The sequence below is a fragment of the uncultured Chitinophaga sp. genome, assembly GCF_902168175.1.
GTDB lineage: Bacteria > Bacteroidota > Bacteroidia > Chitinophagales > Chitinophagaceae > Chitinophaga.
On record NZ_CABHOU010000007.1, the window covers coordinates 1 to 13119 of the forward strand.

The window sequence follows — 13119 nt, forward strand, 5'->3', positions numbered from 1 at the left end:
CAGCTTTCAGCGTGCCTGCTTTAACAGTGTGCGTGGCGGTACGCAGGCTTTCCAGCTCTTTCACCGGCATACGCGTAAGCCGGGGCCCATCTTTTGTGAGCGTAAGTTGCAGTTCCAGCGGAATGCTCATGGCCTGGTTAAAGTTCATATCGCCTTTGTTGGTATGGGTACGCCACCAGCCAATTTCAATACGGCGGCCCTTAGGCTCGGCATCGAAGGTTTGGGAGGCGTAAAAGTCGCGGCCGAGCTGACCGTTCAGGCGTTCTGCTTCGGGTTTGAAAGTAAAACCGTCGAAGCTGCCTATTGCATACTGGCCGTTCGCCGCCGTAAGCACCCATTTCTTCTCAGGTACAAAACCGTTGGTTGGCAGCTCAAACAGGTCGGGGCATTCGTACAGGTAACGGTCGTCGCCTTTTCCACCATTCAGCACACTTGTACGTGTCCAGTTCTTCAGGTCGGGCGAACGCAGGAATTCGATCGTGTTTAATCCTTCTTCCCGCTCTACCCAAACTACCATCACCCAGCTTTTGGAAGCGGCGTGCCATATAACTTTGGGGTCGCGGTTATCTTTATTGATCCTTGGTACGGCTGGTTGGGCCAGTTTGTGAAAGGTGCGGCCGTCTGTACTCCAGGCCATTCCCTGGCTCCAGTTACCGGCGCTGGTATAAAACATCACCATAGGCTGTTGGCCTAAACCACTGGTGTTGTTGCGGTCTGCTACAGCGCTGCCGCTATACATGGTGCCGGTGGCATCGGGATAAAGGGCTTCGCCTACTTCTTTCCAGTGCAACAGGTCTTTGCTCACCGCATGGCCCCAGGTCATATTGCCCCATTCGCGGCCATATGGGTTATGTTGAAAAAACAGGTGGTATTCGCCTTTGTAATATACCATGCCGTTGGGGTCGTTCGTCCAGCCGCGTTTGGGCGAAAAGTGGAACTGCCCGCGTAATGCTTCTTTATATAAGGGCAGGCGGTTGGTATCGGCATCGCTTTGCTTAAAGGTACTGGCATAATTGCCGCTGGTACGTACTTCCAGTTGTTTGCCTTTCCAGGAACTAATATCGAAATAGGAAATCCAGTCGGCATTGTCGCCTGCCAGTTCCATATTGATATAAGTGATCTTTTTTCCATCGGCCCACAGCTCCAGGTCTTGTTTAGGTCCGCCGTTTTTCACCGGCAGGGCCAGCCATTTTTTATTTACAGTGATAGTCTGAGTGCTTTGCGCCTGGGTTGCCAGCGCAGCTAATAGTAGTAATGACGTGCAATAATGTTTCATACGATTCCTGGAATGTGACAACGCGTAAAATAGATAAAAGCACCGTTTGTGACGAAAGTTTGTGATGAACAGTTTTGAGCGCATTTTACGCCCGCCGGGTAAATATTTCTGAACAAATCGCCAAAATTTGCAACTTTTGCAGCCACAATTGAAAAACTGATGAGCTTTTTTATCATTGATTTCGACAGCACCTTCACACAGGTTGAGGCCCTGGACGAGCTGGCGCGCATCTCCCTGAAAGATAATCCAGACCGCGAAAGCATCTATAAACAGATAGAAGATCTCACGAACCTGTCCATGGAAGGCAAATTGTCGTTTACTGACAGTCTTGAGCGCCGTGTAAAGTTGTTAAAGGCGAACCGCGAACACCTGAAACAACTGGTCAATCATCTGAAAAAGAAAGTATCCCGCTCTTTCTCCCGCAATACGATCTTCTTTAAAACCCACCAGGATGAAGTACTCATCGTATCTGGCGGCTTTAAAGAGTTTATTGCACCGGTGGTGACGGGTTATCATATCAAAGAAGAAAATATCTACGCTAATACGTTCGTATTTGATGAAGAAGGCAATATTATCGGTTACGACCGTAACAATCCATTGTCGAAAGAAGGGGGAAAGGTAATATTGCTGAAGGAACTGGCCCTGCCCGGCGATATTTACGGGATAGGCGACGGGTATTCCGATTTCCAGTTAAAGGAATCGGGTATGGTGAAGAAGTTTTTCGCGTTCACAGAAAACATCGCCCGCCAGTCCGTCATCGAAAAGGCCGATCACGTAACACCGAGTCTTGACGAGTTTTTATACATCAACAACCTTCCCCGGGCGATCTCTTATCCTAAAAACCGCATTAAATGCCTGGTAGTGGGTAAGGTGGATGAAGAAGCGGTAGGGCAACTGCGTAAGGAAGGTTATCATATGGTGGTAAAAGACCAGCTGGAAACGGCCGACTTACAGGAAGCCGGTGTGCTGCTCTGCGAAGCTGGCCGCCAGCCCGCCGTTGGTCAGCTGGACAAAACCAGCAAATTGAAAGTAATAGGTGTGCTGGGTAAAGTGCAAAGCCCCGCTTTCGCGGAATATGCCTGTGCTAAAGGTATTATCATCTTCGATGATCCAAAGAACAACGCCAGTAACAGCGATTTTATCCCCAAACGTTTGATCGCTTTCATGAACGAGGGCAAGACCCACACCAGTTGCAACTTCCCCGATTTTCAGCCTCCCCGTACCAACGACGCGCATCGCCTGATCCTGATCATGCGTAATGTGCCGGGTACCATGGCGAAACTGAACGAGGTATTTGCGCGCCACAATATCAGTATTGTAGCGCAGTTCCTGGTTACCAATCCGCAGATCGGCTACATCATTACCGATATCAATGCAGGTTATGATCCTCAGTTGCTGAATGAATTAAAGGGCAGTGGGGATACGATTAAAATGAGACTCTTGTACTAATAATGATACTATTTAACCCTTCTTCTCCTTGCTCTCTTGTTGCTTTCAGGAAGCTTTCAGGTTGCTTCGGGGTAGTTGGTTAAAATACTATCAGTGCTGAATATGAGCCGGTTATATCGTAGGATGTAACCGGCTTTTGTTATGCGTTTCAGCATTCCGTAAATTTTTTCCCGATTCGCGTATAACTGAGAATGTGTATTGCTGTAGCTTCGCGTGCTGAAGACCAAGGTCTTAATTGCGCAATATTACCAAACTAACATAATCAGTATAATGATGAAAAGAATCGTATTCAGTCTTGCCCTGATCCTGTCCACGTTGTTCGCCTCTGCCCACGCCGTTTGGATAGAAACCTCTTTTACCGGCACCAAAAACAAATCCCAGGAAGTACGCGTGTACCTTGGCGAGTATGCTGACGGTGTTAGAGATAATGTAGATAAATGGTTCAGCAATATGAAAGACGTGCAGTTGTTCGTAACCGCGCCAAATGGCGATCGTCAGCCTGTTACGCTGAAAGCGAACGGTAACCACCTGCTCGGCAGTTTTACCCCTTCTGCAGACGGTACTTACACTTTGTCTATCGCCCACACTGTTGCTACTATCTACAGTGAAAACAAAATTGAGTATTATGCCACGGCAACTGTGGTTACAGGCAAACCCAGTGTTTCGCCTTTATCTGGCGTTACAGCACTGTCGGTAGTGCCCGCACTGCAAACCGCTAAAAAACAGCAGCCCGTACCGGTAAGCCTGTTCAGCGATAAACAGCCCCTGGAAAAAGGTAAAGTAGAGGTGATTTCTCCATTAGGATGGATCAAAACCCTGTATACCGACGAAAAAGGCGCGGCCAGTTTTTCACCGATCGAGGCTGGTCAGTACTTACTGGAAGCTTCCCGTAACGAGAAAGTAACCGGTACGCTTAATGACAAACCTTTTAAATCGGTTTCGCACATTGTAACGCATTGCATCGCTGTAAAGTAATTAGCCAGCTATATTGGAATTTGAAAAGGGCAGGCCAACGGCCTGCCCTTTCTACGTAAAAAAGGCATCCCGGATGGAATGCCTTTTCTTTATATAATACCATGCAGTACGCCGCCTTTCGCCCCCATTTGATCGACGCGGGCCTCTACAGCAGCATCTTTAATAAGTGGTGGCGCATGATAAGGCTTGTTCCTGGCATCGATGATGACCGGTCCGTTGCAGCCCCAGTGTTTATGCCGGGTAAAGCTGTTAATGCCGTGGATGTCGTGCGAAGGGTTACTGCGGGTAAAGGTTACCCACACGAAATTATTGATGGTATCGGCAGTAAATCCGGCATCGTCGCATAACACCATCAATGGCAAACCTTCCAGGTTTTCGTTTTTCAGGTGTTCGTTGAGTATACTGATTTGCGCTTCCGTATCTGCCTCATTTGTAAAAGCAGGCGATTCTACGGCCAGCACGCCAGGTAAGGCCATCTTGAAGTTGGAGAACGGGCGTGGTAAGCTGAAGCCTGCAGGCAGTTCTTTCCAGAGTTCCCGTTTCTTTTCGCCGGCCACGGCAATCGCTACTTTACTTCCTGCGTTTAAACCACTGCCGCTGTAATCCAGCGTGTCGATCGTGGTTTTGGTGTAGAAGTGCAGGTCGCTTGCCGGGTCCAGCCGTTCGAGCATATGTTGTATAAAACGTGATATGTCGTGTACATGCAGCGAAGGATCATCCTCCCTGGCACAAATGAACAGGTATTTGGCCAGGCTTAGCTGGTTACTGCCCAGTATGTGGTTGGCGATGGTGAGTATTTCCTGCGGTTTACGGCCACTGAGGTAAGGCGTATACCGTTCGCTACCAATGGCGAACAACAGTGGGTGTACACCGGCAGCGTCTACGGCGTTGATTTCATGCAAACCTGGTATTTCCTGGGGGATGGCCGCGCCGGTAATTTCATGGATCAGCGCGCCGAAGCTGGTGTCTTCCTGCGGCGGGCGGCCTACCACGGTAAACGGCCATATGGCGTCCTTTTTATGATAGACCCTGCTCACTTTCATTAAAGGGAAAGGATGCGTTAAGCTGTAATAACCCAGGTGATCGCCGAACGGGCCTTCCGGTTTGTTTTCATGCGGCATCACAGTGCCGGTGATCACAAAATCGGCGTCGGCGGATATGCAGTATCCCTCTTCATCATAAAAATAACGGAACCTGCGGTTGCCGAGTGCGCCGGCGAACGTCATCTCCGACAATCCTTCGGGCAGGGGCATAACGGCCGATAGCGGGTGGGAAGGGGGGCCTCCGGCGAAGATGCTCACCTTTAACGGTTGCCCTTTGGCGTTTGCTTTGGTTTGATGCACACCTATGCCACGGTGAAGCTGGTAGTGCAAACCTACTTCCTTGTCCTGGATATAATCGTTGCCGCCCAGTTGTATGCGGTACATGCCCAGGTTGGCGTTCATGATGCCCGGTTTGTCCGGATCCTCAGTGTAAACCTGTGGCATGGTCACAAACGGCCCGCCGTCCATAGGCCAGTTCACGATCTGCGGCAGTTCGCCAATGCTGGTGCGCCCAAAATTGATAGGGGCACTTTTGCCGGTGCGCATGGGCAGGGACGATAACGCCGTACCCGCCACGTTCAGGTATTGAAAAGGGCGTTTAAGGGCCTTGGCCGGATCGCCCTTGATATCGACTAATATTTTGATCTTCTCCAGCGTATCACGGAACATAAACTTCGACCTGTTCAGCGTGCCGAACAGGTTAGATACGGCCGGGAACTTACTGCCTTTCACATTTTCGAACAGCAGCGCCGGACCTTCATGCTCAAACACACGCAGGTGGATGGCCGCCATCTCCAGATAGGGATCAACCTCCTGTTTAATACGGATTAAATGACCATTCTTCTCCAGGTCGTTGATGCAGGCTTGTAAACTTTTATAACCCATTGTTAGCGCTCGTCATGTTGATCAGGGCCGAAATTAAAGAAGTTTTGGCAATAATGGATTAGAGCTTGTGCCCGCAATATTTGCAGCACTTCGCATCGTGATCGTGCCCCTCGCGCCCGCAGGACGGGCAGGCCTGGTTTTCCTGCTTCTGGCTTTTAGCGGCAAGCGCCATTTCGGTGGTCACTATGCCCGTAGGTACGGCAATGATCCCATAACCTAATAACATAATGAAGCTCGCGATCAGTTTGCCAAGCGGGGTGGCAGGAGCTATGTCTCCATATCCAACCGTAGTAATGGTAACAATAGCCCAGTAAACAGATTGCGGAATGCTGGTAAACCCGTTTTCCTGTCCCTCCACAAGGTAAATGATGGAGCCGAGTATGACCACCGTGCTGATCACAAATAATATAAAGATGCTGATCTTTCGTACACTGTTGATAATGGCCACATGCAGGAAGCGCATCTCTGAAAGAAAATGTACCAGCCTGAATATCCTGAACACGCGTAACAAACGCAGCGCCCTGAGTACCAGCAATGATTGTGAACCAATGTAAATGAAACTGAGATAACTGGGAATAATTGCCAGCAGATCTATAAGCCCCAGCACACTAAATACATATTTGAAAGGCCTGCGTATACAAACAAGCCGCAGGATATACTCCAGGGTAAAAGAGATGGTGAAAAACCACTCCAGGAAAAAGAATATATGCCCGTAAGGGGCATGCAGACTCGCCACGCTATCCAGCATTACCACTATAATGCTGATGACGATGAAGGATAGTAGTACAATATCGAATGCCTTGCCCGCCGTGCTGTGCGACTCATAAATTACTTCATGCAGCCTTGCCTGCCAGGGGCGAAGGGCTGAGCTTTCTGCTTCGTCTTCTTGTTTCATGATGGGAATTTACAACAAAAAGAATACCGGTAGCCGGACAGATTTGTTTTATAAATTTGTTCCTACTTGAAAAAAGGCTAAGCGATGGCATCACCGGGTAGTGAATATAAAATCAGCAGGACTTGTAATAACTGTGGTCATCACGAAGAAATTTGGGTGTCGAAAAGAGAAGCTGCTTTTGAACTGGTGGATATTGACCAGCGCCTGGGGCCTGCCTGTACAAAGTGTTCGGCTACCCTGTTCTCGACCAGCTACTGGACTGTTCCTGAACTTGACCTGGAGTTGTTGACAATGTGGGCACAGGATTCTTCTTTGAGTTTGATGGAGCAGGACGAGGATTTAATGTTGGCAGACGAATAGTATCTGGACAATATTCTGATTATCATCGATACGGTTGATATCCCCGATCATAAAAGGAATGTGCTGATGGAAGCACTTTGTGCAATGGTGTACAACAATACGGTGAACGCTTCACTTAATGGATTGATGCTCACGAAAAGGGTGGTTGGCGAGTTGAACAAGAGGTTGGATAAACTGAAACTGGCAGATGGGTGGATAATGGACTATATGAAGCAAGTAGTGTACCCTCAATTAAATATGGATAAATAAAAAACGGGAGGATAAGTATATATCCTCCCGCATTTATAAGCAAGATAAATTATCTCTGACAATCTGCCGACCATGCTCTACCATCTCTGGTAAACGCAATAGACAGCTGATCTTTGTTGATAGTAATAATACCGGTACCGTTAGAGCCTGTGCTGGTATACGTATTATCATCAGAACGAGTAAACTCAACACCAGTCAGATCAGGAATACCATCAGAAAACCGGAAGTTGTAGTTTGCACCAACCTTGGTAACGAATACGCTGCCATTGTCCTGGCTAATGTTTTTTTCGTTGTCGATGTAACCTATGTTACCCCTGAATGTGCCGGCAAAAAGATCTGTGTCTGCCGGGTCTTTGTCTTTGCTGCAGGACGAAAAGATAAATACTGCAAGTAATAGTACGCCAAGTACTTTGATAATTGATTTCATAATTCACAGTTTGGTTAACGATTAAGTATTCGGTTAGTGTTTGATTGGGATAAATGCAATTTGCATACCTGTAATTAATAATCGTACATAACTTGCTGAAAACCTTTATTGTAGAAGACTTTGGCGCGGTGCCAAAAATGCAGCGGCCTGGTGTGTTAGCATTACCCAAATTGGGGCATGTAGGGGAGATTTTATACAAATCAACCGAAATATTGTTCAATAAACGCTGATAAATTTCCGGCACCACTCTCTAATGAAACCAGTTAGTGTATCCGGCAATGATGAGTGTTGAACAGATTACACTCACAATGCCAATAAAACCGTTGTTACACTAGAAAAACTTCGGACACGAAACGGAATTGTATCCCTTTTCTTTTCCACCAGAGAAAGAAAATGCGATAGATAATTCATGCGAACCGTTGCTATAAGCTTCCAGCGCACCTATGGAGAAGTCGTAAGCATAGCCAAGGCGCATCCCCGGCACGGGAAACACCTCTATGGCGGCTACGGCTGCATTACGGTTCTGTAAATTCTTTTGCAGGTTGGCTTTGTCGTATAATTTAACGCCAGTGCGGTACGAACCACCCAGCCATATCTTTTCTCCAAAAAGGATAAATGCGTTTAAATCAAGGCTGGTAGGGCCGCCACGGTCGTCTTTAAGTAAAAAAGAAGGTTTAAAGTGAATGTTTTCGCCCATAGACATCAGCATACCACCGGTTAAGTAGAAGTGAGGTGTTGGTTGTGGAATGAACAGGTATTTAGTTTTATTGGTCCTTGATGCCACCAGGTTGCTTACAGAAAAACCAGCGAAGAACTTTTCATCTGCATAATATATACCCGCCTTTGCATCAGGCACGATCACACTTTGTTTACCGGCCGGCGCATCGGCTTCGGGGTCTAAAGTTTTGAGCAGGGTACCGTCGATGCCCAATTGTACCACACCGGCGCTGAGGCCGAACGAAAGGCGCGCAGTTCCTTCCTCGTTCATGCGAAGGCGGTAAGCGTAACTGGCGTAGGCAGACTGTGTGCTTTGTGCGCCGAGGTTATCGCTGGCTAACTGAAGGGCCATACCTACGTTGCCGTCGTTGGCAACGCCGTCGGCCGCTACGGAGAAGCTGCGGGGTGCGCCTTCTATGCCCGTCCATTGTGCACGGTAGTAGCTGTGCAGGTTCAGCACCTCTTTGTAACCGGCATAGGCAGGGTTAATGTAAATACCGTTGAACATATACTGGCTATACTGTGCATCCTGCTGTGCAAATGCAAAACGGCTTATCAGCAACATCATAGCTATAAATACGATCCCTTTTCTCATGTCAGGTGTTATAATATTATTGATTGAATTTTCTAACAAGTGTGGTATAACCTTTCATCGTTTCCCAGGGTGACGAACTTGTTTTTCTCACCCGTAACAGGTAATAGTAAGTGCCTTCAGCCATGCCATCGCCCCGCCAGTTGCTCTGGTAATTCTTTTGCCGGTAAACCTCATTACCCCAGCGGTTAATCATTACCAGTTCATTTTCTACATATTGATGTAATCCCCTTATTTCAAACACATCGTTCCTGCCATCACCGTTAGGGGTAAATAGGGTAGGTATTTTAAGATCCGTGGCAATAACGGTAACTCTTACGGCAGCGATGTTAGTAATGTAACCATCCGCATCCAGCACGCGGTAGCTAAATACATCTTCGCCATGGTATTCGTTTTCGGGAATATATACCACGGTGCCATCGGTGTTCGTCGTTAAGCGTCCGCGTGCGGGCGCATGAATGATCGTTACGCTTTGTTTATTGAAACGTGAGGAGCCCGCATCGTCGTTATCCAGTACCTGTATGTTCACAGGCGTGTTGGCGGCGGTGGTGGCTTCGTCGTTTACCGCGACAGGCAGCCTGTTTACCATAGTGCTCGTAGGTTCATTGTTATCATTACGGGTGCCGGATGTATCGCTTACGATCGTATTGGCAGGCGTTACCCCCGTTACAACAGCCGTATTGATCACACGACCTCTTTCACGATCTTCCTGCGTAAGCCTGTATGTTACTGCTACCGATGCAGAAGCGCCGGCCTGTAGTTCCCCAATGATCTTATTCATCTTCAGCATCGGGTCGGTGAGGGTTACATTGTTTAAGGTTACGTTGCCGGTGTTGGTGACAGTAAGCATATAACCAATGTTGATATTGTCCTTACGCAGTTCCGCCGTTTTTACCAGTGTGATACTACCATTAATAGGGGCAGGTGTAGGGATGGGGGGTGGTATGGATATACTATCCGATATTGGTTTCGACGTGGTGTCCGGCGTAGGTGCCGGTTGGGTGGTTGTATCTGGTATAGGTGTAGATATAACCGTAGTATCAGGTATAGGCGTTGGTACAGGTACGGTGGTTGTATCTGGTATAGGTGTTACGGGTGTAGGTATGGTCGTAGTATCAGGTATAGGTGTTGCAGGTGTAACCGTCGTATCAGGTATAGGCGTTGGCGCAGGCACGGTGGTGGTATCCGGTATAGGTATTACAGGTGTAGGTATCACCGTCGTATCAGGTATGGGCGTTGGTACAGGGACGGTGGTAGTATCCGGTATCGGTATTACAGGTGTAGGTATGGTTGTCGTATCCGGTATAGGCGTTGGTACAGGCACGGTGGTGGTATCCGGTATCGGTATTACAGGTGTAGGTATCACCGTCGTATCCGGTGTAGGCGTTGGCACAGGTACGGTGGTGTTATCCGGTAACGGTATTATAGGTGTAGGTATCACCGTCGTATCAGGGATGGGCGTTGGTATGGGCAAGGTGGTCGTATCTGATATCGGTATTACAGTTGTAGGTATCACCGTAGTATCAGGGATGGGCGTTGGTATAGGCAAGGTGGTCGTATCTGGTATAGGTATTACGGGTGTAGGTATCACCGTACTATCAGGGATGGGCGTTGGTATAGGCAAGGTGGTCGTATCTGGTATAGGTATTACAGGTGTAGGTATCACCGTCGTATCCGGTATAGGCGTTGGTACAGGGACGGTGGTCGTATCCGGTATGGGTATTACAGGTGTAGGTATCACCGTAGTATCAGGTATGGGCGTTGGTACAGGCACGGTGGTCGTATCCGGTATAGGTGTTACAGGTGTAGGTATCACCGTAGTATCAGGTATAGGCGTTGGAGCAGGCACGGTGGTCGTATCCGGTATAGGTGTTACAGGCGCGGGAACAGTGGTGGTATCCGGTATAGGAGTCGGTATAATCGTAGTGTCGGGTACAGGGGTAGGTATAACTGTTGAATCCGGAATAGGATCGATGATGACCGTAGTGTCCGGAACCGGCGTTACAGGTACCGGAATGCTATCTATCGTTGCAGATACGGTAAATGAATAGTCCGCACGGTCTGCATCCGCATCATTATTTAAAATATTTACAACGGCAGTATAGGTGCCAGCAGCACGTGAAGCAGGGGAGAAGCTTATTGCAAATATGCTGCTGTCATTACCGTTTACATCAGTAGAAGTAGCTGTTGTGCTGATATGGAAACCATCACCATCCACCTTTATCGCTGATGTCAGTTTCAATACCCCGGTGCCGGTATTGTGTATGGTGAAATAACGTGTCAGCATCGTTGAATCTGCCTTGCCGAAATCTGTTCCATCTGCACTGTTGGCTGTAGTGCTGTTATCTGCGATGTTGATGCCATTGCCGGTAACATTAATACGCGGCCGGGTAATGATCCTGATGGTGGTAACCGATGCGGGGCTCGATTCCAAACCGTCATTTACAGCAATATTGATGATGCGGTCGCTCGTATCCGGAGTCCTTTTGCTGTTCTTATAACCCAGCATTTTGATCGCAGCAATGTAATCGGATTGTAAAGCGGTGCCGGAAAGTTGTAATACGTTTGTGCTATCGCCCGAAATCGTGATACCAGCGGGTAAAATACCTTCAAGGTAAATTCCTTCGCTGTTGTTATCCAAAACGTTGGTTAAAGTAATGGTGGCTGACGATAAACTGGGGGTGTCCGGGTCGATAATGGCCAGGTTGGTATCGGCTATTTTGGTGCCGGTGGTGCTGCCTGCGTGAAATATGTCCTGGTAGGTGTAGGCCCCGGTTAGGCCGTCATGTACGATAACGGGTGTATTGTTAAGGTTGGTTGGTTTCGTTAGCAGGTTGTTGCCATAATAACATTCCTGGTAAGTGCTGTGTTGTACGGACAGGGAGTCGAGGGGGAATGTACGCCCGATCACATGGCCAACGCCCCCGGCTACGTAGCGGCCATCGTCGTTAATTACAACGGTCACATCTATATCCAGGTTGTCGTAACCGCTGAGGTCTATATCGTAACTGAATTGCCTGCAATCACCAGCCCGTATCTCCTCCGGGAAGGTGCCAGTGTATAAAAGCCTGGCAGTAGAATCAGTCGTCGGGTCGCCATGATAAAAAGAAACCGGCATACCACCATTACTGTTGCCCGATCCTGGATTACATATAGCAAGGTCGGCTTTAATGATCTTACTGCTTCCAGTTTTGGTAAACGTAATACCGGAAGCACCGAACGCAATGTCGGGCTTAGATCCATAGTAGTCGGCGGATAACAATAACTGGTAGTCAGGATTGGCCAGGCCGGTCTTGTTGGTTACGGTCAGCTGACTTTTATCTGCCGATAATGAAAAGGAAATATCATAGTTATAAGGCCCCTTAAAACCCACGGTGTTGTGGTGGGAACGGGCGCTGGTATTGTTCAGTGGCAGGCCTTTAAAGGCAAAGTTGTCGTCCCTTCTTTCCATTAATGATAAACCAACCTGCTGGTAAAAGTAACCGGTAGCGGTTTCATTGGTGAGGTCGATGTAAGCGTAAGCTTCAAGCGAGTTTTCGTTACTCTCGCGATTGGTATTCACGGCATTGCCTGTCTCTGAAAGATAAATAGCATTGGTACCGGGAGGAATGGTAAATGTGCGGCTAACACCTGTAGCAGCACTTTGTCCCTTCGGCACGCTTTTAAAGTCGGAGTTGATGAACTCTGCGCTCATGCCCTGACCGGTACGTTTGTAAAACTCTACCACATAAGCATCGTCGAAATCGCGTGCATAGTTAGCGTCACGTTTGATAATAAGATGGCCAGCACTTATATAGATGTTCGGGTTATAAAGTCCTACCGCCCCGGCCGCGCCCGACTTCCCGGTATAGTCGCCAGTTTCAGCCCCCGAACCTATCAGCTGCCCGTCGTAAGCAGCACTCAGGTTACTCACCACGTAAGTCGACCGCCTGTTCACGGAACCGCCGTTGGCCAGTGTGACGAAACCATTCGTAGTATTGGCCTGCAGGTCGATGGTGAAGCGCAGGTTAGCGTAGCCTTCTTCCGTACCATCGCTGGTTTTAAGGTCGGCGTAACTGGAGTTGGTGCCTTTTCCTGAAATAAATATGATGTCGGCGCCTGCCGGTATTGGCATTACCAGTTCTGTGTTTGAGGTGGTGGTGCCGTGCAGCAGGGCTTTTACCTGCGGCTCCAGCAGGTTCAGTGAGTTATTATTGGGCGATAAATATTGGACATGATAGGAGGAGTGAATATTGGCGGCGGTCTGCACGA

The 13119-nt window shown here is 48.3% G+C and carries 10 protein-coding genes; 4 read left to right on the forward strand and 6 right to left on the reverse strand.

Annotated features, from left to right (window positions below; all coding sequences use genetic code 11):
- Nucleotides 1–1276 (reverse strand): glycoside hydrolase family 32 protein (locus QZT80_RS00360; RefSeq protein ID WP_295116483.1); only part of this gene is annotated, 1276 nt, incomplete at its 3' end.
- A gap of 159 nt (nt 1277–1435) precedes the next feature.
- On the opposite strand from QZT80_RS00360, the gene QZT80_RS00365 reads away from it, so the two are divergent.
- Both QZT80_RS00365 and QZT80_RS00370 read left to right on the forward strand, forming a co-directional pair.
- On the forward strand, nt 1436–2725 hold the full coding sequence (locus QZT80_RS00365) for an HAD-IB family phosphatase (RefSeq protein WP_295116485.1): 1290 nt from the start codon (nt 1436–1438) through the stop codon (nt 2723–2725).
- Between the two features lie 270 nt (nt 2726–2995).
- A complete protein-coding gene (locus tag QZT80_RS00370; protein ID WP_295116487.1) occupies nt 2996–3700 on the forward strand; it encodes a DUF4198 domain-containing protein in 705 nt (234 codons plus the stop codon).
- Nucleotides 3701–3789: 89 nt separating this feature from the next.
- Here the strand turns inward: QZT80_RS00370 and QZT80_RS00375 are convergent, their stop codons facing one another.
- Nucleotides 3790–5628 carry a UbiD family decarboxylase gene (locus QZT80_RS00375; RefSeq protein ID WP_295116489.1) on the reverse strand — a complete coding sequence of 613 codons (1839 nt, stop codon included), beginning with the start codon at nt 5626–5628 and terminating at the stop codon, nt 3790–3792.
- Nucleotides 5629–5686: 58 nt separating this feature from the next.
- A complete protein-coding gene (locus QZT80_RS00380; protein ID WP_295116490.1) occupies nt 5687–6523 on the reverse strand; it encodes an ion transporter in 837 nt (278 codons plus the stop codon).
- A gap of 84 nt (nt 6524–6607) precedes the next feature.
- Between QZT80_RS00380 and QZT80_RS00385 the strand changes: the two genes are divergently transcribed.
- The gene (locus tag QZT80_RS00385) at nt 6608–6883 is read left to right on the forward strand and encodes a hypothetical protein (RefSeq protein ID WP_295116492.1); all 276 of its coding nucleotides are present in this window, start codon (nt 6608–6610) and stop codon (nt 6881–6883) included.
- A 66-nt stretch (nt 6884–6949) separates the two neighbouring features.
- The gene (locus QZT80_RS00390; protein ID WP_295116494.1) at nt 6950–7132 is read left to right on the forward strand and encodes a hypothetical protein; all 183 of its coding nucleotides are present in this window, start codon (nt 6950–6952) and stop codon (nt 7130–7132) included.
- A 49-nt stretch (nt 7133–7181) separates the two neighbouring features.
- Here QZT80_RS00390 and QZT80_RS00395 read toward each other — a convergent pair whose 3' ends face one another.
- From QZT80_RS00395 to QZT80_RS00405, 3 genes are all read right to left on the reverse strand, one after another.
- Nucleotides 7182–7559: a hypothetical protein gene (locus QZT80_RS00395; RefSeq protein WP_295116496.1), complete on the reverse strand. Its 378-nt coding sequence runs from the start codon at nt 7557–7559 to the stop codon at nt 7182–7184.
- A 331-nt stretch (nt 7560–7890) separates the two neighbouring features.
- Entirely contained in the window at nt 7891–8871 is a 981-nt protein-coding gene (locus QZT80_RS00400) for a type IX secretion system membrane protein PorP/SprF (protein ID WP_295116498.1), read from the reverse strand.
- A gap of 16 nt (nt 8872–8887) precedes the next feature.
- A partial coding sequence (locus tag QZT80_RS00405; RefSeq protein ID WP_295116500.1) for a gliding motility-associated C-terminal domain-containing protein occupies nt 8888–13119 on the reverse strand: 4232 nt, incomplete at its 5' end.

Bases quoted from the DNA above. Each gene is read 5' to 3' on its own strand.
- QZT80_RS00385 (WP_295116492.1), top strand. From the start codon at position 6,608: ATGGCATCACCGGGTAGTGAATATAAAATCAGCAGGACTTGTAATAAC.
- QZT80_RS00370 (WP_295116487.1), top strand. From the start codon at position 2,996: ATGATGAAAAGAATCGTATTCAGTCTTGCCCTGATCCTGTCCACGTTG.
- QZT80_RS00395 (WP_295116496.1), bottom strand. From the start codon at position 7,559: ATGAAATCAATTATCAAAGTACTTGGCGTACTATTACTTGCAGTATTT.
- QZT80_RS00380 (WP_295116490.1), bottom strand. From the start codon at position 6,523: ATGAAACAAGAAGACGAAGCAGAAAGCTCAGCCCTTCGCCCCTGGCAG.
- QZT80_RS00365 (WP_295116485.1), top strand. From the start codon at position 1,436: ATGAGCTTTTTTATCATTGATTTCGACAGCACCTTCACACAGGTTGAG.
- QZT80_RS00390 (WP_295116494.1), top strand. From the start codon at position 6,950: ATGGAAGCACTTTGTGCAATGGTGTACAACAATACGGTGAACGCTTCA.
- QZT80_RS00375 (WP_295116489.1), bottom strand. From the start codon at position 5,628: ATGGGTTATAAAAGTTTACAAGCCTGCATCAACGACCTGGAGAAGAAT.
- QZT80_RS00400 (WP_295116498.1), bottom strand. From the start codon at position 8,871: ATGAGAAAAGGGATCGTATTTATAGCTATGATGTTGCTGATAAGCCGT.